Annotated in this window: 16 protein-coding genes; 12 read left to right on the top strand and 4 right to left on the bottom strand. The window is 38.1% G+C overall.

Translation table 11 applies throughout. The features are described 5' to 3' along the window. Positions 1–87: 87 nt before the first annotated feature. Both I585_RS04655 and I585_RS04650 read right to left on the bottom strand, forming a co-directional pair. A complete protein-coding gene (locus I585_RS04655; protein WP_010739883.1) occupies positions 88–564 on the bottom strand; it encodes an MGMT family protein in 477 nt (158 codons plus the stop codon). Positions 565–660: 96 nt separating this feature from the next. Then, complete coding sequence (locus I585_RS04650) at positions 661–1,188, bottom strand: CDP-alcohol phosphatidyltransferase family protein (protein WP_010739882.1); 528 nt, start codon at positions 1,186–1,188, stop codon at positions 661–663. Between the two features lie 218 nt (positions 1,189–1,406). Between I585_RS04650 and I585_RS04645 the strand changes: the two genes are divergently transcribed. Further along, positions 1,407–1,973 carry an NAD(P)H-dependent oxidoreductase gene (locus I585_RS04645; protein ID WP_010739881.1) on the top strand — a complete coding sequence of 189 codons (567 nt, stop codon included), beginning with the start codon at positions 1,407–1,409 and terminating at the stop codon, positions 1,971–1,973. Positions 1,974–2,011: 38 nt separating this feature from the next. Here I585_RS04645 and I585_RS04640 read toward each other — a convergent pair whose 3' ends face one another. Further along, positions 2,012–3,607, bottom strand: a complete 1,596-nt coding sequence (locus I585_RS04640; protein WP_010739880.1) for a bifunctional aspartate transaminase/aspartate 4-decarboxylase — start codon at positions 3,605–3,607, stop codon at positions 2,012–2,014. Between the two features lie 254 nt (positions 3,608–3,861). Here I585_RS04640 and I585_RS04635 point away from each other — a divergent pair, with 254 nt between their 5' ends. The 11 genes from I585_RS04635 (at position 3,862) to I585_RS04585 (ending at position 21,303) form a co-directional block, all read left to right on the top strand. Beyond that, complete coding sequence (locus I585_RS04635; protein ID WP_010739879.1) at positions 3,862–4,713, top strand: DUF368 domain-containing protein; 852 nt, start codon at positions 3,862–3,864, stop codon at positions 4,711–4,713. A 319-nt stretch (positions 4,714–5,032) separates the two neighbouring features. After that, entirely contained in the window at positions 5,033–6,472 is a 1,440-nt protein-coding gene (gene proS, locus I585_RS04630) for a proline--tRNA ligase (RefSeq protein ID WP_010739878.1), read from the top strand. A 591-nt stretch (positions 6,473–7,063) separates the two neighbouring features. After that, entirely contained in the window at positions 7,064–8,449 is a 1,386-nt protein-coding gene (locus tag I585_RS04625) for a sensor histidine kinase (RefSeq protein WP_010739877.1), read from the top strand. Beyond that, positions 8,439–9,494 carry a hypothetical protein gene (locus tag I585_RS04620; RefSeq protein WP_010739876.1) on the top strand — a complete coding sequence of 352 codons (1,056 nt, stop codon included), beginning with the start codon at positions 8,439–8,441 and terminating at the stop codon, positions 9,492–9,494. The genes I585_RS04625 and I585_RS04620 overlap by 11 nt, the downstream gene beginning before the upstream one ends. A 242-nt stretch (positions 9,495–9,736) precedes the next feature. Then, entirely contained in the window at positions 9,737–10,834 is a 1,098-nt protein-coding gene (locus tag I585_RS04615; protein WP_010739875.1) for a DUF2922 family protein, read from the top strand. Between the two features lie 682 nt (positions 10,835–11,516). After that, positions 11,517–12,197, top strand: a complete 681-nt coding sequence (locus I585_RS04610; RefSeq protein ID WP_034708370.1) for a response regulator transcription factor — start codon at positions 11,517–11,519, stop codon at positions 12,195–12,197. 188 nt (positions 12,198–12,385) lie between these two features. Further along, positions 12,386–16,966: an isopeptide-forming domain-containing fimbrial protein gene (locus I585_RS04605; RefSeq protein ID WP_010739873.1), complete on the top strand. Its 4,581-nt coding sequence runs from the start codon at positions 12,386–12,388 to the stop codon at positions 16,964–16,966. A gap of 2 nt (positions 16,967–16,968) precedes the next feature. Beyond that, on the top strand, positions 16,969–18,576 hold the full coding sequence (locus I585_RS04600; protein ID WP_010739872.1) for a SpaH/EbpB family LPXTG-anchored major pilin: 1,608 nt from the start codon (positions 16,969–16,971) through the stop codon (positions 18,574–18,576). 56 nt (positions 18,577–18,632) lie between these two features. Continuing rightward, positions 18,633–19,445, top strand: coding sequence for a class C sortase (locus tag I585_RS04595; protein WP_010739871.1), 813 nt, complete (start codon positions 18,633–18,635; stop codon positions 19,443–19,445). A gap of 42 nt (positions 19,446–19,487) precedes the next feature. Further along, positions 19,488–20,174 (top strand): winged helix-turn-helix domain-containing protein, encoded by a 687-nt coding sequence (locus I585_RS04590; protein ID WP_010739870.1) that lies wholly within the window; start codon positions 19,488–19,490, stop codon positions 20,172–20,174. 151 nt (positions 20,175–20,325) lie between these two features. Next, the gene (locus I585_RS04585; protein WP_010739869.1) at positions 20,326–21,303 is read left to right on the top strand and encodes a D-2-hydroxyacid dehydrogenase; all 978 of its coding nucleotides are present in this window, start codon (positions 20,326–20,328) and stop codon (positions 21,301–21,303) included. A 17-nt stretch (positions 21,304–21,320) separates the two neighbouring features. On the opposite strand, the gene I585_RS04580 is transcribed toward I585_RS04585, so the two are convergent. Next, a complete protein-coding gene (locus tag I585_RS04580) occupies positions 21,321–22,256 on the bottom strand; it encodes an aldo/keto reductase (protein ID WP_010739868.1) in 936 nt (311 codons plus the stop codon). Positions 22,257–22,399: the final 143 nt, after the last annotated feature.

The raw sequence follows: 22,399 nt of genomic DNA, 5'->3' as shown, positions 1-22,399 counted from the left end.
CCTTTGAGGGCTTGGATCGTAGGAAATATGTTAAAAAAAGTGAACAAAAAAATACAATAAAAAAAACCGTTTTCGAAAAGAAAACGGCTATAGCTCATACATGGCTTCTTCAAAGTTTTCAACATAATAACGGAAAATTTTTCTTCCTCGACAAACGACTGTGTGTCCTTCCGCTTCGAGTTTCTCAATTTGAGCGTCCACGCCACCGGGGAATTTCGGATTGATTTCTCCTTTAGCCTTTAGGGTTCGCCAGTAGGGAGTCAAGTCCGTGTCGCGTTGTTCACTGGCCCAAGCAGCAATTGAGATGAAGGCACCAGCAGTGATCGGTTCGGTAAAATCACCATCATTCTGTTTGGCTAAGTAGTCTCTGATCGCGCTAGTTGTGATGATCTTTCCGTAAGGGATTCTTTTCATGATCTCGTTGTAATCTAATGGGGGCGCGAAGTACATTTTTGTTCCGCCGTAACGCTTGATCGTTGCTTCATCGGTCACGATTTGCATTTTTGGCATTCCTTTATCTTCGTTCATCATCGCGTTGAAATCTTTTTGATCCTCGTTGGCCATGAGGGCCACCTCCTAATTTTTTAATAAGAGAGACATGACACGTGTCGTTCCTAGTATTAGTTTACCTAGGATAAAAATATCCTGCAATGAGACAGTTTAATTTTTATCAAAAAAAGTTTTCACGTTTTTATCCAGCTTTTGAGTGACAGCTACGATCAGACATTCTTCGATAGCAGATAAAATACCGCAGATCAAAAGAATGATTCCAAACGCGTTAATTGGGAGAACGCGTAAGATTATCGGAGACAAAAAGAGCAATAAACCAGTCAGCTTATTCAAATAGGTATGCAAACTAGCAAATTGATGGAAGCGAAAATAACCGATCAAATACGTGACACAGCGAATGATGACGACGACCAATGCGCCCCAAAGAAGAAATGCGGGCAGCGTAATTGTCAGAATGATTTTTATGACGACCACAATAAAGAAGATCAAATCTGCGATACTATCTAGTAATGTCCCAAAAGCGCTCGTCCAATTCATTTTACGCGCGATCCAGCCATCAATGATGTCGGTCAAGCCCGCAAAAAGGTACAAAGGGAAGAACAGATCGTCTGAAAGAAAAAGAATCAATAGTGAGGCCAAGATACGAAAAGTTGTTAATATGTTAGGAATATAATGCATATATTCGCTCCTTATTCATGATAAGATAATGATTCTACGATCAAGAAAGTGGTAAGAGTTCTAGCTATTACTCGGAAAAATTGAGAAGGGCAAAAGTATTCTTCTTAAAGAAAGATAACTTAACTTTATCATGTTCTTAGCTTGTTTGAAATCAAACTGAAATCTAAATGCAATGAATTTGTGCTATTTTTGATAAAAAGGGTAAAGAGGAGGATGAAATGACAACAACATTGATTATTGATCATCCGTGGAAGGAAAGTTTTAATCATGGTGTGCTGAACAAACTGGTTGCGGGGTTGGAACAAGATCAGAAGATTTATCAGGTAATTGATCTCAATAAAGACGGCTTTAATCCAGTCATGTGTGAAGAAGAGTTGGCTGGGTACCAAAGTGGGTCGGTGTTAGATCCTTTAGTATTGCATTACATGAATTTGTTGCGGGAAACGTCACAGCTAGTATTGATATTCCCAATTTGGTGGTATAGCTCACCGGCAAGCTTAAAGGGCTTTCTTGATAAAGTATTGTTAAATGAATTCGCTTTTTTCGACGGTGGAAACGGGATTCAACCGTTGTTATCAGTTGATTCAGTCGTTGTCTTCACCACCTCCGACCAACCGACAGAGGGCTTGGAAAAACGCTGTACCCGCAGTTATAAGCACCAGCTTACGACAACGCTAGAAGATATTGGCATGCGGAATATTACTTGGCATCATTTGGGTTCAGTGAAAAACCTAACGGATGAAGAACGTCAGGAGTATCTTGAATCGGTTTACAGCAAAATTTAAAAAGATTCGAAGCCCATTTGCTTGAGCTTCGAATCTTTTTATTTTGTAGAAGAATTCAATTTTTCAAATGCAGCATGGTACTCCTTTAAAACTTCAAGAATTTCACGACCGATCAATTTGTAGTCCTTTGTCGGCAAATTGGCCTCTGAAACACGGACTTGTCCAGCGGCCGTGCCGAAACCGACACCATCGATTAAAACCACACCATTTTTTTCTGCCAAGCGGACAAGAAAATCGATATATTCGAAATGACTGGCTAAGTATTCGCGAAAGGCTCTACCGTATCTTCTTTCGGCCAGTTCATAAATATTGATTAGAGAATAGTATTTCGAATTATCACAGGATTCATCCGCAGCAAGCTGCAACGCGTCATGCAGATTCTTGTACCGCTCGTTAATAATTTTTCGTGAGGTATCGATATAAGGATCGGTTTCACCAGCCAGTAAATGCGTCAGAGCAAATAGGACTTCCATGATTTGCTGGGGCGTTGACAGGCCGGAGGTATGATATAAACCGATCGAGCGGCTATCGGCTACCAAACGATCAATAAAAGCCATTTTTTCTGGCTCCTTTACCACTAGTTGGTAGCGCTGAGTCAATAATTTCTGATCTTCACTTGGCAAAGTCTGAATCAAGCGATCAAACACGTTCTCTTTATGGGCTGCAATCAACCCAACTCGCCAACCGGTTGCGCCAAATAATTTTGAAAAAGAATAGACCAGTAGCGTATTGTGGGGAACGACCGCATAGATCGTTTGAAAATTTTCAACAAAGGTGCCGTAAACATCGTCAGTAATGATCATTAAATCCGGATTCGTTTGAACGACCTTTTTTATTTCAGCGAGCGCCGAAGCATCTAATGCCCTTGAACCAGGATTGCTGGGATTAACGATGAAAAAGGCTTTAAGATCGGGATCAGTTAATTTTTCGATCTCGCTTGGCAGCAGCTCCCAATGATTTTCTTCTGTCGATTGCAGATCAACCTCAACCAATTCGTAATCGGATAATTCTGGAATTTGCAGATACGGTGTAAAAATAGGCGTATTGATTGCAATCCGATCTCCGGGGCGAATCAATTTGTTCTCTCTTAACGAGTTAAAGATATAAACGATGGCAGCAGTACCGCCTTCGGTTGGAAAAATGTCTGTTTGATTGGTCAATGAAGTTCCATTGTATAAAACGGATTCTAAGTAATGATTTAAAATAATCTCGCTATTTTTAAGCACGCGGCTAGGAACGGGATAGTTATTGCCAAGAACACCGTCAGCCAGTTCTTTGACGAAATCATTGCTATCGATCCCTAGTTGATCAGTGTACTTCAACATTTGCAGTAAAAAATGATCGATCTCGTTTGTTTCCGGCGACAAAAATTCGGTGAAATGCGTTGAAATATCCTGCAGTTCAGTGTAGCCAATCAAGTCACCTTCAGCAATCGTGCGTTCAGACTCCTGCAGGCCAAATTTGATTAAACGATTAAAAGCCAAACGCGCTTTCTTGTTGATCCAATTTGGGTTGCCTCTTCCTGCGTTCAAAAAAACATTTTGCCGTTGATTATCTTGCGCCAAAGTCAGCATTTGATCACTGATTTCAAAAGAGCCGAGCTGTTCCAATTTCTTTTCATTTGAAGTATCCATTGTATGTTGCCACCTCCCAAATTAAGCGTAACGCGCATCGAATTTTTAAGCAAATAAAAGCCTAATAAATAAAAAAAATAAAGTTGAATCAGTTAGAAACGGTAAAAAAAGACGAATTGAAGCGACTAAGATTCGTCATAATCTCAAAACTTTCTTTAAGTTTTAGACGGAAGCGCTTTGGATAGTCTTGCGCCGTTTTCTTTTTATCGTTACACTAACTAATGATATAAAAGAAAGATGGGGATTATTTTTTTATGGAAAACGAAAAAGTTACACAGCCGAACAAAAGCGACTGGTTTTTACGCTTCATCAAAGGGATGTTCATCGGCTCTGGATTTATTTTACCGGGTGTCAGCGGTGGGGCTCTGGCAGCAGTATTTGGTATTTATGAACGAATTATTTCATTTTTGGCCCACATCACGAAAAACTTCAAAGAGAATGTATTGTTTTTTATTCCAGTTGGATTAGGCGGATTAGCGGGTGTTTTTGTGTTATCCTTTGCGGTCAGCTTCCTACTGGGAGAATTTGAAACGATTATGCTTTGGTTCTTTGTTGGTTGTATTATCGGAACCGTTCCTGCGTTATGGAAAGAAGCCGGAAAAAAAGGCCGAGGAACAAAGGATTATGTTATTATCGCTGTTAGTTTCGTCGTAGGCTTCTTATTCTTGTGGAAGGGATCAAGTCTGTTTGGAACTGTTGATCAAAACTTTTTCACTTGGATGATCGCAGGTGCTCTAATTGGTTTGGGTCTGATCGTGCCCGGCTTAAGCCCTTCAAACTTTTTGGTTTATATGGGGATGTACAAAGCGATGGCGGATGGTTTCAAAACTGTTGATATGGGAGTTATTATTCCAATCGGCATCGGCGGTTTAATTACGGTCTTGAGTTTATCGAAGGTAATGGACTGGGTTTTCAGTCATTACTATGCACCGATGTATCATTTTATTTTAGGGATCGTTTTTGCTTCGACGGTCATGATCGTACCGACAGGTTATAGCGGAATTGGCTTCCTTGGTTTCCTTGGTTGTGCGGTTTTATGTATTTTAGGTGCAGCTTTGGGCTGGTGGATGAGCCGTCTGGAAGAACGCTACGTTCCAGAAGATTAGAAAAAAATTTGAAATTTGGGCTTGCAATTTTGATGAGAAGTCTTTAATATGGTGTTAAGCATTTGGAATAGTAATAAATTTTATCGGCAGCAGAGAGTTGATTCACCGTCTGAAAGGTCAACACGCCCACTGAGATTTATGAACCTACCAAAGTTGATTGCTGTGAAAGCAGCACGCGACTCTAGCGTTATTGGAGCTGAAAGTTGGGTCAACAAAGTTTGACCAAGCAAGGTGGTACCGCGAAATTATCCGTTTCGTCCTTACAATTATGTAGGGACGGAACGGTTTTTTTATTTTTATTTTCTAGGAGGATGCATGAATGACAAACTTACAAAAAGAAGATTTTTCAAAATGGTATTTACAAACAATTCAAAAGGCTGACCTGATGGATTATTCACCTGTTCGTGGTTGTATCATCTTTAAAGCAGATGGCTGGGAATTATGGGAACATATTCAAGAGGACTTTAATAGATACCTGAAAACACAAGATATTCGCAACGTCTACTTCCCAATGCTGATTCCTAAACATTTCTTAGAAAAAGAAGAAGAACACGTAGAAGGATTTGCGCCAGAATTACCGTGGTTGACAAAAGTCGGCGACGAAGAATTGGAAGAACCATATGCATTGCGTCCGACTTCTGAAACATTGATCGGCGATGCCTTTTCTAACTGGATCAACTCTTACCGTGATCTTCCTTATGAAATCAACCAATGGGCGAACGTTTTCCGTTGGGAGAAAAAGACGATGCCATTCTTGCGTACTTCAGAATTCTTATGGCAAGAAGGACATACTGCACACGAATCAGAAGAAAATGCGCGTGAACGGACAATGGCGATTTTAGAAGCTTATGCTACCTTGATCGAAGATACTCTAGCGATTCCTGTATACCGCGGACAAAAAACACCGTCTGAACGTTTTGCAGGAGCGGTTGACACATACTCTGTAGAGGCAATGATGCGTGACGGGAAAGCCGTCCAAGCAGGAACGTCTCATTACCTTGGTCAAAACTTTGCAGAAGCTTTTGATATCAAATTCTTGAACCGTAACAACGAACATGAACATGCATATACGACTTCATGGGGAATCTCTACTCGTCTGATCGGCTCATTGATCATGGTACATGGGGACGAACAAGGATTAGTATTGCCGCCAAAAGTTGCACCAACACAAGTTATCTTAGTTCCAGTTGGACCTTGGCAAAAGAAACCTGAAATTCTTGATCGCTTAAAAGAATTGAAGGCAGCTTTAGCAGCAAAAGACTTGCGTGTTCGTATCGACACAACTGACAATACACCAGGTTATAAATTCAATGAATGGGAACTAAAAGGCGCGGCGCTTCGTGTCGAATTTGGCCCTCGTGATCTAGAAAATAATCAAGCAGTAATCAAAATGCGTGATTTAGATGAAAAAGAATCCGTTTCATTAGACGGTATTGAAGATCACATCGTTGAACAATTAGATGTTATGCAAAAACGTTTATTCACTAGCGCACAAAAACGCTATGAAGAGAATGAACATACTGATATTGAAACATTAGACGAATTGAAAGCCCATATCGAAAAATCAAAAGAAGCCGGCGAAACGCCAGGATTTGTTTTGATCGGTTGGGATGGTACCGAAGAGACTGAAGCTAAGATCAAAGAAGAAACTGGCTTCACGACAAGAAACATTCCATTCAATCCGCCTGTTGAAAAAACAGTCGACATTGTTACTGGAAAGCCTGCGAAACATACTGTTTGGATCGCACGCGCCTACTAATTTGAGGAAGTCCGCCACAGTATCACTTTTATATAAAAAAGTTTTTGCAATTACTGTTTAATCAATCAGCCACCAGTAAGCAGGACGGTCGGGAATTTGGTTTCCCAAAAGGTTGATCTGTGCGGTTATATTCTTAGAGCCTGGAACAATCAAAGACATTTGATTGTTCCAGGCTTGTTTTTGCCAGTTTTTCTTCCTGCTTCAGCAGGCTAGAAAAATGGTATGCGTATGAAGATAGAATCATTTTTCCGTTCTTTGGAAAAATGTCTTCCTTAGTAAGAGCTAGCTGCGACGTATATTATCACTGAAATATTATTACTGATTCATATACAAATTATCCAAAAGTCATTTTCTATTTTTTAAGAAAATGGCTTTTTTATTTTGAGAATCATCTTCAATTTACTGTAATATCGGCTTGTAAAGCGTGTAAACGGGGATAGAGTTAAATAAATATTTGAGAAATAGACTAAAAAGGAAAGTGTAACAAAATTATTTTATTTGAAAGATAAGGTTTAAATGTATAAAAATAATTTTGCATAATATATTTAATGTATAATAATAGTTGATATAACAAAAAAATGGAGAAATTGAATGAAGCCTAAAAATCTATTCAACAAACGTCTTTTAATTGTGTCGATTATTATATATCTTGTCTTTGCCTGCATCATTGTACAGAGTGTGTATGTATTTCGTAATTTGTATCGCGATGCGGAAAATAATTACATCGAGGATATTCAACAGGAGATAAATCAGTCTTTGCAGACAGAACATTGGAAAGCGGATCTAGATAAGTTAGTTGAGGATACAGCGATCGAAATCATTGTTCGAGCTGAATCAGGCGAGCGGCTATATTCAACGATTGATTTAGCCGATGATGCAAAAATCAAAGGAATCGTTAATGATAATGCGAAGTTTTTAGAGTCTTTTGAGCAGACGAAAATCGGCGAGCAAAGGGGTTCTGTTTGGTATGTCATTTACCAAGTTCCATTTGTTCAGGTATTGCAAAGTTTCATTTTCAAGTTCAATATACTGATTCTTCTGATCTACATTGCTTTAGTTTTGATCATCATTTGGCTGCAGCGGAAACTCTTAACGCCTCTATACCAAATATCGACATCTTTAGATCGGGCAGAACGGAACGAATTGGACGAAGGTTCGCTTTCAGAAAACGACGACCAATTAAACGAGCGGCTGAACAATTTCTTCTTGAAGCAGAAACATACGCTTCATAGTGTCTATGGCAAAAATACGAATCTTGAAATTGCGCTGGCTCTAGAACGCGAACACTTAGAGAACACGATCAATCTTTCAAAGGCGATGGTTCATGATTTGAAAGGGCCTTTGCACAATCAGTTGCTGGAAAGTGAAATGACCTTGATGCACACAAAAGAAGCAGAAACGCAGGCCTTTTTGAAAAATGAAATTGCTGTGTATAATCAGTTACTGCTGGAAATCAATGATATTCTGCATCAACTAAGAGAAAACGTGTATCAATTCGATGCAGGCTTAGAGCTGTTTGATTTAGTCGATATGGTGCGAACCTCGCAGTTATATCAAATGAATGAGTTGAAACATAAAAGGTTGAGCTTCTTTTTTGATGGTCCTGAGCAGGCGCCAATTTATCAAAATAAGGTAGCGGTACGATTGCTGCTGCATAATATCAGTTCAAATATGGTTCACTACACTATAGAAAACTCTGAGTTGGAGATCTCGCTTGAAATGGTGGACAATGCAGCTCATTTAACGTTCAAGAATGTTACTCAACATCATCATATTCAAACGATCTTAGAAAGCAATACGTCGCCTTTCATAGGGCCAAACGCAACACAGGATTACTCATACAGTAGTGGCAACGGTATCTATTTGATCAAGGATTTAGCAAACTTCTTACATGGGACTTGTGACTATCAGATTGAGGGCGAGCATGTTGTTACGCACCTAGTCATACCGAATGAGGAGAAACGCGATGAAGATTAATAGAAAGATACTGCTCATTTTATTTCTATTAGTAATATTTTTTCCAACGCGTGCTGTTGCTACAGAAGAATCCGAAAAAGCTCTTTGTTCCGGCACCTATTTTCCTAAGCTCACTATCATTGAACAAAGTAAGCAGGTCAAGCTTCCATTGAAAGTAACGATCACTTCAGAAAATGGCAAACTTCTGGAGAAAAAGCAGGTTGGAATTGATGGCCGCGATTTTGAGTATGATAAAAAAGAGAAATTATTGGGGTTAGACAAAGAAAAATTGGCGGAAATGTCGGAGGTTCGTTTTTGGTCTTTAGAGAATGGCAAAGATCTAGGGATCGATGAAGTTAAAGTAGAGACATTGGATAATGTTGAGAGCCGGATTACCTTTTATAACTTTGATAAAAATGTGACAAAAACAATTCATGCGTTTAAAAGCAACGATGAGATCCATGCAAATAAAAAGTATTCCCATGTGAGCTTGCAAAAATACAAAAATATCACGGGAGATCCTAAAGAACGGCCTTGGTATGTTGAATATCGGACATTGTTCACTTATATCATCTTTTTATTAACGATCTGCCCAGTCATTTTAGTGATCGTTCTAATCGTCTTTGTCTATCTGCAAACGCAGGAATTAAATAAAATTGTCTTTAAAAAGGGGAACAAGAAACGTTTTCTCTGGTTGTTATTGCCTATATTATTTTCTTTCGGCAGCGAAGGTTTGGCAGTTGATTTTTCTCTGCCGACGATTCACCTAACACAAGAACAGGCGAGTAATTTAGAAGAGGAAAATCAATTAGAGACATACCTTATAGAGAAATCAGGAATCAAAGATCAGGTCAAGCAGCAGCACGATTCGGCTGTTCAGATCGATACGAAAGAGTTAGCTGCTAAACTGAATCAACCTAGGAAACAATCCGTGGAAATCTATCATTCGCGGACACTGATCATTGGAGACTATGAGAACTATATCGTTCTGGCGATTGTGATTTACTCTGCGTTGATTGTTTTACCTTTATTTTACTTTCTTAATAAGCGTTTTAAGCTGAATTAACTGGTGCCTCAGAACTATGTAGAATGTCTATCCTTATACAGAAATCATCGTAAGACTTAGCAGATAAGTAAAAGGCTGCTAAGTCTTTTATTCATTCTGATAATAAAAATGAAAAAGATTGAGTATTTTAATTGGCCGCAAATTATTAATTAATAATTGTTTTTATCGTATATTAATTGTAGAAAGATATCAGGGAACAAACAAATGAAACCGTATTCTAAAAAAAGCAGGGAGCGATATATATGTCAGAGCAGAAACTAGCAACGCGTCAGATCTTCGGAATGAAAAGAGAGTCATTGGAAAAGAGGATCATTCACTATTTCGAAGCGACGAATGATAGTTTATCCGTGCTGGAATACGCGTTTGCGATCTTATTACGGGATGCATTGTCAGTAAGTGATTTTTCAGGAATGCTAAAAGAGGTTATGCATCAGATATTCCTTTTTGCAGAGCCTACTGATACGTCACGCAAATTGGCTCCTTTCTTTAAAAATTACTTCAAAAGCGGTGAGTGGGATACTGTAATTGCAAGGCTATTCAGGAATAAAAAGGAATATCACTCGTTTGATGATGATGTTCGTTCATATAAAAAAATTTTACTGGAGAAGACCACACCAATCGAGGAGTTGGAAAATCAAGAGTACAAGATCGTATCGATCTTTTTAGATGAAAATGAGAAGCGCCATACCTGGAGTTTACGAGATGCTGATCCCAATCTATCGAGTGAAAAGATGGATGCTGTAATGGAGCTTTTGACTTCGATGACGATTTTTAAAAAGGAAGGTACGCGTCTTTTTGCAGAGGTCGTAGGTTCGGACATTATGAATTGTACCCGCCGCACTCTTATCAAAAGAAAGAAGGCAACAAGAAAAGCGGCAGTTAAGGATGTAACTGAGGCAAACGATAGCCCAGCTGTCGAACAGTCAGAACCTGTTTCGGCAGTATCCGATAAAGTAGATAACTCGGCAGCAGGTAAAACTATGCCATCAAATACGGATCTAGAAAACATGAGCGAGGAAGAACTGCGGGAAATAATCAATAAAAAATTGTCTGAAGGAGTTCCTTTGATTGATCCTCTGTTAAATGATGTGGATGAAACAGGCGCAGATGAGGCGGACGGATCATTGTCTGACGAAAATGAACCTGATTCCATGTCAGTCATGAAAGAAGATCCGGTAGAGGAAACTGAGAAGAAAACATTCAGGTCGCTATTTAAGAAGAAGACAAAACTCCGCAAGATAAAAAGCAGTGAGCAATTAGAAAAGGAAAAAAAGGATGAAAAATTAAAGCAGAAGTATGGGGGAGGTAAAAAGAAAAGAAAAAAAGATCGAAAGAGATAATATAAAATCTTTTCCCTTCATTATAAAGAGCTGATGAATTTTAAAACAATCATCTGCTGTATTTGTGGTGGGCACTAATTAGAAATAAGTACATTCGATTAGAATCGGAACACCTGAATAACTATTTGCAGCTTGGTAGTGTAAGACTACCAGGCTATTTTGCGTATTCTGATAAAGCTAACTTGAAAAATACATAGATGCGTTAGCGAGTAGCTATTCAAAAAAGCACAGACTCATTTTTTTATTAAAAATGAGTTATTTTCAATTCGAAAAAGGCCAGGTTATTCTTTTTATTTTTACAGCATTTTTTGTAATTTAATGGCATTTTTGCAAAAGGGTAGTTAAAAGTGAAGAAATAGCCGTTTCGTTAGAAAATAATCGAAATAGAACATTTTTATTAGGCTGATAATTATGTTAAAAAATAGATAAATGCACTATTTATACAAAAAACACACAAAACACACAAATTTAACGATAAAAATAATAAAAATATATAATAATGTTTTGAAAAACTGTTTAACTTTTGTTAAGATTATAATTAGCAAAGGACGTTATTTCACGTGTAATTAATTAATTTTTAGTTAACTACTTTAAAACGTTGTTATATAAACGAAAAAAATTACGTAATTGAAAAAATTAAGCAGCGGCAATGATCCCCTTAATTTTGATGGAGGTATATAAATTGAAAAAAAGAATCATGTTAGTGGAAGACGACGAAAAATATGCTGAGAAGTTAATGCAGGCAATTGTTCATGAGGGCTATGAAGTGACCTACTTTAATACACCTATCAAAGCAGTGGCGGAATTTACGAAAAATAATTACGACTTAGTCATTTCTGATTTTTGTATGAAAGATATGGATGGGGTCAAACTGTTAACGATTTTAAAAGAAATCACTCCTTGTCTGCGAAGTATCATTTTGACGGCCTTTCCCGAAGAGGAAGTAGAGATGGAAGCAATTGATATCAATGTAGATCATTACTTAAGTAAGGATAAAAGTTTGACCATCATGCTCAAATACATCCAATACCTGTTAAAAAAGGATGCGAATACAGAAACGGCTTCTGCTTACAACTTAAGTTCGGCTAACGAACGAATTTCGATTGATATAAAAACAAGAGTCGTTGAAAAAGAAGATCAAGTTGTTTCATTAACTAAGAAAGAATATGAATTGTTGGTTCTCTTTCTAAAGAACAAAGGGATCGCGCTAAGTCGTGAGGACATTGCAGAAAAACTTTGGAGTAATGATATTGAAAATATTGATTTACGAGTCATCGATGGTCACATCAAACGCTTGCGGTCTAAGCTGTCACTTTTCAGCATTTCGTCTGTTCGCGGCTATGGCTATAAGTGGAGTGAATAAAAAGAATGACCCTATTTACGGAACTAAAGCTTTTGTGCTTTTTTTCAAATAAATATTTAATGGAGGAATTTGATATTAGAAGGAGTGAACTAGTGAAAAGGAAGTTCTATATACGTATTTCTTAGAGATCAAAAGTTCTGATTTATTGAAATCACTCTTGGAAATAGAATATAAAGGAGGCTTTATGAATGAAAATGAAAAGAGCGGCAGGGTATATTTCAAAGATCCTATGGGTTCTACTGTTAATATTTCCAAGTAATTTGATTGTATATTCTGTCGAGACGAATCCAGATACACCTTCGTCAGAGAAACACTCGATTACTTTTTTGAATGAAAAGGGAGAAAAGTTATCCGAAGTGGAGTTATCTAATAATGAAACTCTTTCAACCGAAGTAGTACCTAACCAAAATAATTTAGAGAAAAATCCAGATTTTTGGGGTTGGTACAAAGAAGATATCGCAGATAATATTAATCATGCGATCATTGCTAGAAACTCAGAAGTAGAAAGTGGTCTTGAAGTAAGGCCTCTTGCGAAAGAGGAAGCCAAAAATTTTGGTGAAGATTTCGATTTTAAGACTACTATTTCTGAAGATTTAGTCTTGAAGCAAGTATTTGGTCAAGAAAATGCTACAGAAACCTCATCAGAATCAGGAGAAACAAGTCTGTCCGCTGTAGAAGAGGTTCAACTAAGTTCAAATGAAACTTATGAGTCAAACAATAGCGTAGAAGAATCAGCCTCTAAGGAAACTAGTGATTCAAAGGAATATGAGAAGCAACCAAAAAAAGAAAATAAGAAAACTAAAAAGGATATTGCGCCTTTAGCAGCAGTTACTGGAGATAAAATTGAACTTGCTGATGGTGATACGTTGACGTTTACTGGAGCTAATTCATTTACTGCAACAGGCGTATCTGGAACTCAAACTTCTAGTTTAAACACATACGTTGAAGTTGCCGCAAATGCTTCAGTAACAGTCAAAGTCAACACAGGCGTCATTTCAACAATCAAATATATTCATGGTCCAGATAGCACCATAACGTTTACTGGTGATGGGAAACTAGTTTTAGATAATGGATTCACTAATGATCCAGGGAGCTTGTTAGACTTCACTAGTATGAAAACATCTCATAGTGATCCGAATGGTAAAACGACTGCAGGAATTATTGTTCGTAAAGCAATTTTTGACAAAGCAACTTTAGATATAAAAGGGGACTCTTTGGGCGCCCTATTCGAAACTATGACAGTAAGGAATGCTAGTTCATTAAATTTTGAGTCAAAAGCCAATCCTCAAGATGTTAATGCGGAAAATAATATTGATTTTGAAAAAGGAAAAGGTTTGTATGTCCAAGGATTAGCAAAAATTAATTCAGGCTCTACGGTTAATGCAGAGGGCTATCACGCTGGGATATATAGTCTAGATTCGATTGAAGTCGATAATGCTACATTGAGTGGCGTTTCTCGTACTGGCGGTAGTGCTGGTGGTATCACTGCACATAAGAAGTTGATTGCTAGTGGTGGTGCGCAGGTAGCAGGAACAAGCAGTGTATCTGGGGTCACACCAGAAGAATATGCAGCAGGAATATTTACTGGAGTTGCACTTGAAGCGACTGGGGCTGCAACGAAAATTGTCGGCGAATGTACTACAAGTACTGGTAAAGGAAGTTCAGGTATTTGGGTACGTGCCGATCTTACCAATGGTAATGGATACCTGAAAGTCAATGCAGCTACTGTTGAAGGGCTAGGCGGTTCTTATGGTATTGCATTAGGTGAAATGGAGACGACGTTCTCACATCATGCATCTTATGGAATCATTGAGAATGGTGCCAAAGTAAAAGGAACCCATTCTGCAAGCATTGGAAATGCAGCAGGTTTTTATCATGGTCGTAGTACTGGGTTCACCGAATCAGAGAATTATTTGAAAATTACGGACAGTACATTGGAGGCCGATGTTACAGGAATTGTTGAATATGGACAATTACGATCCATTAACGCAATTAAGCTTCATAACCTAATCGCGAATAATGCAACAATAACCGCGAAAAATGATTCTGATTTTAATGATTCGATTCATATTCTTAATAATTATACTGTCACTGATAGTACAGTAACCTCGTCTGTCGGCGGTTCTGCTGTAGAAGAGAATCTGGTTGGTGGACCAAATACGCGGGCATCACTGTATGTTGCTGATGGTGAGTTGATTCAATCTGGAGGAACTTTTAACGGAGTAGGAAACATACGTGTTTATAAAAAGAATCTTACTTTAGAAAAAGCAGGAACTATGGACGTGAAGTCAGATAAGATTGGCGTTCGTTTATTGATGAAAGATTTAATCATCAATGATTCAAATTCTAAGATCGAAGTTGTAGGTAACTTGAATACTGATGCGCAAGTAGGTTCAAGCGTGGCAGGAAAAGTTTCTGTTACTGCAGGGAGTTTAATTGTCGAAAAATCTAAAGATGTTGGATTAGTAGCAACTGGGGATATTTTTGCGACAGCAAAGGGAACTATTTCCGGAGCTTGTACGGATGATACATCTATTGCAGAAGATATTGGTGGTGTCGTTAGCAAAACGGGGGATATTACTGCTGATAATGGAGATATTATCGGGGTAACTGTACATGAATATAATGACTCAGATAAAGTATCTGGGGCAACAGATCATGCTGCGGTACACGCTAAAGCGAGTGGTAAAAAAGTTTCTTCTATTAATACGGGAACTGTTAGCGAGTATTATGAAAAACAATGTCAAACACTCTATAAAGTATGGAAGAAAAAATATGCGAACAAAGGAGTTTCAATCAGTACAACGGATTTTGCTAAATATGATTGGAGTTCACGTGGTAGTAGTGACAGTAATAAATGGTCCAATGGCTCACAGACTAATCGTATTGTCGTAAAGGCTGACGGGTCAGCTATTAAGGCAGTAGCTATTGCGGCAACGGAATTTATCACAGCCAGTTCAAAAACCGGAGCAATTAGTTCTAAGCATTTTGAAAAGGACGCAAATAGTAAGCATGATGTTCATTTTAAATTAGCTTTAGCTGATTCCGCCGATGTTTCTTTACACAAAAAAGTTGCAAAGGGTAAAACAACTAGCAAAGTAGATTTTTCTGAGAATATTTTTGAAAAAGGAATAGCTAAAAACGATCAATTTACTTACCTTATTGAAATGCCAACGGCTGCAACTGGAGTCGTTGGTTATGATTCAATCGACATAACAGATACTCTTCCAAGCAAAACAGCATTAGATGATACGCTGGCTAATTCACTGACTGTTAAAGCAGGAACAAAAACCTTAGTGATTACTGGAAACGATCTAATGGATGGTAGTACTAAGGTAGGTGAGAGTAAATACAGCTCATCAACACGAAAACTTGAAGTGCATTTGAATCAAGCTGGGATTGATTTATTAGCTCCGGCAAATAGTACTGTTGAAATTTTCGTGACTGTTAAGGCAACAGAAAATATTACTAAAGGGACAACGCTGACGAATAAAGCGGATATTTCAATTAACGGTGATGAACCAGTTGATAGTAATGATTCAAAAATTACAGTTATTGAAGAGCCAAAATCAATAACAAAACAAGTAAAAGATAAAGATGGTACGTATAAAGATACGAAGACTATCAATGCCGGAACAGCACAAACATTAGATTATCAAGTAACGATGAGTTTACCTGATAGTTTAGCAGGTTATGACCAATTAGTTTTAACCGACTCAGCTCCGACCGGTACAACTTTTACTGGAACAGCAACTACTAAAGTGGATGGAATTGATGCAGGTACTGTAGTTATGAAAGATGACAATTCCTTGTTGCGTGTAGATTTAAGTAAGGCACAATTAACTGGTTTAGCTGGGAAAGATTTAAAAATTCATGTACAACTATCTGTACCTGCAAATTATTCAGCGAAGACAATTAAAAACATTGCTTCTTATTGGATCAATCCAACTGTAGTTGGAAATAATTCTCCTAGCGGAACGACTGAACCAGGAGGCGTCGCAGATGGGTCAGCAGAAAATATTGTAACGGTGAATACGGCGTTTAACGTTATCTATGATGGAAATGGGCATACCGGAGGAACAGTTCCAACAGACGGCACGTCATATACGGTTGGAGAAACAGTAAAATTGAAAAAACCAGGAACTATGGCTCGTAATGAATTTAAGTTCATAGGCTGGAATGATAAGCAAAATGGTACTGGAACCAACTATGCGTATAACGCAAACACTGATTCATTTACACCGGCTTCATTTGGAATGCCTGCAAAGAACGTTACTTTGTATGCGCAATGGGAGGCGTCTAAAGATCTTACAATTTTGAAAAAGGACGCTTCTAGTAAACAAATTATGGAGGGTGTCGAATTTACTTTAACAAAACCAACTGATCCAAGCTTCCAACAAATTGAATCAAGCAACGGAAATGGAAAGTTAACATTCTCAGATTTGGAAACAGGTGAATATGAATTACGTGAAACAAAAACTAAATCTGGTTACCAACTGCCCTATGGATATTGGAAAGTAAAAGTAGAAATTGTAACTGGTCAGGTAAAAATGACATTTACTGGAGAAGCAGCAAAAAATGGAGCGAAGCCCCCAGCAGTTGAATGGAGTTCAGCCGATGATGCATATGTTATCTACAATTCAAAAACATATACACTTCCAAAAACTGGGAGAGCCTTCACCGCTTTAAAAGTTATGGTTGTAGGGTTAGGTATTCTTGCGATTGCATTTGGGGGATATGGAATAAATAGAAAGAGAAGGGGAGTTTAGAAATGAAAATTGTAAAAAAAATAGGCTCATTAATGTTTGCGTTTTTGATTGTTTTAAGTGGAGTATTTGCTGGGGGAACGGGGTTCTTTGCAGATTCAACAGTTGATACAACAAAACCTGTTGACTTCACTATCCATAAATATAAAGAGACAGACTTAACAGGACTACCGGGATCTATGGGGGATAAACTAGATCTAACTGGCTTTCCTACGTTAAAACCGTTGGAAAATATTAGCTTTAATATTTACAAAACAAATATTAATTTTAATGCTGCAAGTGCTGCCGAATTGCCCGAAGCGGCAACTGTTTTAGCAAATCCAGGAACTTACGGAATCAACTTAAGTTCACCAAGTCAAACAAAAACAACAAATGCAAATGGAGAAGCAAAATATGAAGTTGCAGCGGCAGATCAAGGAATCTATTTAGTTACAGAAGTAGCAAACCCAGTAGTTGAGGATGCGGAAGGAATTCCATTTCTAATTTCACTACCATCCACTAATAAGGATGGTACAGACTGGAATTATGATGTACATGCTTATCCCAAGAACAAATTAAAAGATGGTCCAAACATTAAAAAGGAAATCGAAACGGCTGACGTTACCAATAAGGGTGTAAATGTCGGAGATGATGTAAAATGGAGAATTATCTCTGATATTCCAGAAGATCTGTATTATACAGATACAAACAGTCAAGAGATTTATGCTAAAAAGTTTGAAATGGTAGATGTACTATCCAAAGGATTGTCGTATAAAGGTGTAAGTTTTATGGTTGACGGGGCAGCATTTACACTAACACCGACAACGGATTATACAGCAGTAACAACACCACAAGGTGTAGATACAAAACTAACCTTTACGTTAACAAAAGCTGGGATGAAAAAAGTAGCGAAGGCTGGAACAGCAAGTTATCCTTTATTTACTTTAGAAGTCCTGACAACTGTAACCGCTGATGCATTAACTGTTGATAAAATTGAAAACAAAGCCACATTGAATTATACGAATAGTATTGGTGTTGATTTTGTTGCGAATACAGATGATTCTAAAGTTCCGGGAGATCCCAAGGACCCTGTTGATCCAACAAAACCTACTGTACCAGAAGTGCATACTGGTTCGACCGGATTTGTTAAACTCGCTAGTGGGACAAGTACAGCATTATCAAATGTTAAATTTGCGATTGCCGATACAGAATCAAATGCAAAAGCTGGGAAATTTGTGAAGAAAACAGCAGCCGGAAAAACAGTTTTCCCAGGAGATACCGGATACGCAGCAGCAACAGATTATATTGTTGAATCAAATGCTACCGGGCAAGTTATTTTTGAAGGATTGAAATATGGTAATGATAATGACTCTTGGGAGACCGCAAAAACTACATATTATGTAGTAGAAACAAAGGCTAAAGAGGGGTATCAATTATTAAGAAATCCAATAGCACTAGAAGTAAGCAAAAATAGTGATTTAGCAGCAAAATTACAAACAAATAAAGTCTATAATAGTAAAGGCTTTACATTGCCAAAAACTGGTAGTGCTGCATCAATTGTTCTAGCAGCTGCAGGAATATTAACACTTACAGCGGCTTATATCGTATTTAAAAAATCACGTAAAGAAGCTTAATAAGGAGACTAGACTTAAATAGTTAAGGCTATTTAAGTCTAGATTAAATTGACCGTATGAAAATTTATAAAATACTTTTTCCAATTCTTGTTTTTATAGGTATTGGACTTTTAAGCTATCCTATCGTATCGAATTTTTTCGCAGGTATTCAAGAAGAAAAAGTTATTTCTGAATATGAAAAGAATTTTGACAAGTATTCGAATGAAGATTCAGAAAGAGAGATTTCTTTAGCAAGAGCGTATAACGATAGTATTTCTGGAGAAAAAATAAAAGATCCATTTATTCAAAATAGTGGAATGTCCATACCGGATAATTATATGAGTATATTAAATTTTGATGGGGTCATGGCAACGGTTGAGATACCGAAGATTAAGGTAAGGCTCCCAATATATCATGGTACCAGTGAAAAAGTATTGCAAAAAGGCGCAGGACATTTGGTTCAAAGTTCCTTCCCAGTCGGTGGCAAATCAAGTCATGCTGTTATAAGTGCTCACCGCGGACTACCTAATGCAAAATTTTTTACAGATATAGTCAAATTGAAGAATAAAGACAAATTTTTTATCAATGTAATGAATGAAACTTTATGTTATGAAATTGATCAAATAAAAAAGGTTGAACCAAGTGAAACAGAAGATTTGTTACCTATTATCAACGAAGATTATGTAACGCTGGTTACTTGTGTTCCATATGGTGTTAATAGTCATCGTTTATTGGTCAGGGGAATTAGGATTCCTTATTCAAAAGAGCATTCAGAGAAGGTGAAAGTTAACAATGATCGTCCAAAGACGTATTTGTTATTACTGTTGTTTGGATTGGTTATAACCTTAGTTATTTTTATTGGTAAAAAGATAAAGAGTTCCAAAATATAAATGTTTAAAATTACTTATTAATTTAAAGAAGGTGATTCCCATATGGGACACGTATTAATATTAACTCGCAATATCTTATCCGATGGAGAATTACAAGAAAGGCTGCAGTATTTGAATTATGAAGTATTCTGTTCGTCGAGTTTGTTTGAATACTTGATTCAAAATCAAACCTATCCTGAACTGATGAATCATTTTCAAATTATTATTTTTAGTGAGACGGTTTCAAATGCAGAGATCAATTTTTTATTGCCGCGTTTTGAAAATAAAAAAAATCTGCTTTTTCGTAAAGTTGGCGAAGTATCAGATTCTGAGGAATTACTGACGGTCAAAGAAGTAACTACGATCAATCTGACCATGGACTCCTTACGAGAAAAACTAATGAATTCAAAATTTCTTCGTTCCGAACAAGCAGGCTTTAGAAAGGCAGGAATTGATTCAAGTTTTGGTCAAAAGATCAAGATTCCAGAACAGATGGATCAACTAAACCTTTCTAAACTGGAGGAAAAAGTATTTAATGAATTGTATTATTCGAATGGCGAAGTGATCACGAGAGAGGCTCTTTGCGATAAAATTTGGGGCACCGGAGTCACAAACTCACACTTGTCTCATCTATCATCAATCGTAAAAAAATTGAGAAAGAAAATTGAAAAAATGAATTTGACGGAAGAGGCAATAAAAACGGTTTGGGGAGAAGGTTATCAATTATCACCGGATTTCTATACTGAATAAAATATTCGATAAGTGATTAATAGATGGAGCGACCTGTCTTTTAATCACTTTTTTTGGTCATGGTGGGCCTAACCAAATGAGGGAATCTCCTTTACAGCGAATAAGCAGCAATGCTATTGTTTAATGGAATGATTTACCAAGGAGGCTAATTATGAAAATCGTTGTACTAGATGGCTATGCGCTGAATCCAGGAGATTTAAGCTGGCAAGGTTTTGAAGCATTCGGTGAAGTGACTGTTTATGACCGGACTTCTTTTACGGATAAAGAGGAAATAATCGAACGCATTGGTGAGGCCGAGGCGATCCTTACGAATAAGACGCCGATTGATGAAGAGGTTTTGGCGGCGGTTCCGCAGCTGAAATACATCGGAGTGATCGCCACTGGCTACAATGTAGTCGATCTTGAAGCAGCCAGAAAGCGGAAAATTCCGGTAACGAATATCCCAGCCTATGGAACTGATGCAGTGGCGCAATTTACTTTCGCCCTTTTATTGGAGATCGCTAACCAAGTTGGGGTGCATAATGATTCCGTTCAACAAGGGGAGTGGCAGCGAAGTATTGATTTTACGTATCAAAAGACGCCGCTGATGGAGTTGCAAGGCAAGACGATCGGCTTAGTCGGTTATGGCGAAATTGCTCAGGCAACGGCGATGATCGCCCATGCTTTTAACATGAAGGTCATTTACTGGAACCATCGGCCAAAAGCACCGCAAGCCGAATGGGCTCAACAGGTTTCAATCGATGAACTGTATCAACAATCCGATATCATCAGCCTGCATGTTCCGCAAACGGCGGAAACTCAAGCGATGATCAATCAGGAGTCAATCGCCAAAATGAAAGACGGCGTCATTTTATTGAACACTGCTCGGGGTGGGTTGATCGATGAAGCGGCGGTTGCAGATGCTTTAAATGCCGGAAAGATCTTCGCGGCAGGAGTCGACGTTATTTCCAAAGAACCGATGGCAGAGAACAATCCGCTATTGAATGCTAAAAATTGTATTATCACACCTCATATTGCGTGGCGTCCGTTAGAAACACGCGAACGTTTGATGGGGATCGCGGTCGATAATTTCGCGGCTTTCTTAGATGGTAAAGAAAAAAATGTCGTAAATAAAGAGCATGACGAATGATGTCATGCTCTTTTCTTCTATTTAAATAGTTGATCAATCTTGTTAAAGTCTTCCGCGGATAATCGAATATCAACAGCTTTTGCATTGGTTTCGACTTGTTTGGGCTGTTTAGCGCCAGGAATGACTACATCAATTTGTGGATGCTTCATGTACCAAGCCAGTACCAATTGAGCCACAGTCGCATCGTAACTATTAGCGATGGGTTTTAATTGATCGACTTTGTCGATGATCTCAGTGAAGCGTTCGCCATTGAAATCTGGCCGTTTGCTTCGCGGATCGGAGTCGTCAAATTGATCCTCTTTGCTATATTTGCCAGTAAGCAAGCCGGAAGCTAAAGGAAAGTAAGGAACAAAGCTGATCCCATGGTCTTTGAAATAAGGAAAGAGATCTTGTTCGTGTTCGCGATGGATCAAACTGTAACGTTCTTCAACGATATCGACATAGCCGTCCTGATTGGCTTCTTTTAGTTGTTCCAATGAAAAGTTCGAGACGCCGATTGCACGGATTTTTCCTTCTTCTTTCAATCGATGCAGCTCAGCGACCGCCTCATTTTTTGGTGTTGTTTCATCTGGAAAATGAATATAAAAAATATCGATATAATCGGTTTGAAGTCTCTGCAGAGCTGCTTCAACAGAGTGGCGCAAAAACTCTGGAGAGTTATTAAATTTATAATTGTTCTCTGGGTCGTGTGCAGCTTTCGTCGCAATAATGATTCGTGAACGATCAAACTCAGGTTCTTGCAGCACCTCGCCGATCAATTCTTCTGAACGGCCATACCCATAGGCAAAGGCTGTGTCTAATAAAGTGATCCCATTTTTGATGGCTGTACGGATCACGTCTTTTCCGGTTTCATCATTCAAGTTTGGGAAAAGGTTGTGCCCGCCGACAGCGTTTGTTCCTAACCCTAGATCACTAGCGTAAACCCGTGATTTTCCGATTCGTACATCTGTCATAAAACATTCACTCCTTTTATTTGCCGGGTTAGAATCAACTCGGCGATTATTTTTCAAGTGTAGTTTAAAGTCTAAAAAAAAGCGACTATTCTAGTTTATAAGAAAAAAAAATACCATGACAGCAAGTCGTCATAGTCTGTTTT

Source organism: Enterococcus malodoratus ATCC 43197 (assembly GCF_000407185.1).
In the GTDB taxonomy this organism is placed as follows: Bacteria; Bacillota; Bacilli; order Lactobacillales; family Enterococcaceae; genus Enterococcus_A; species Enterococcus_A malodoratus.
Note: the sequence above shows the minus strand (reverse complement) of the source record. Positions and strands in the feature narration are given on the sequence as shown.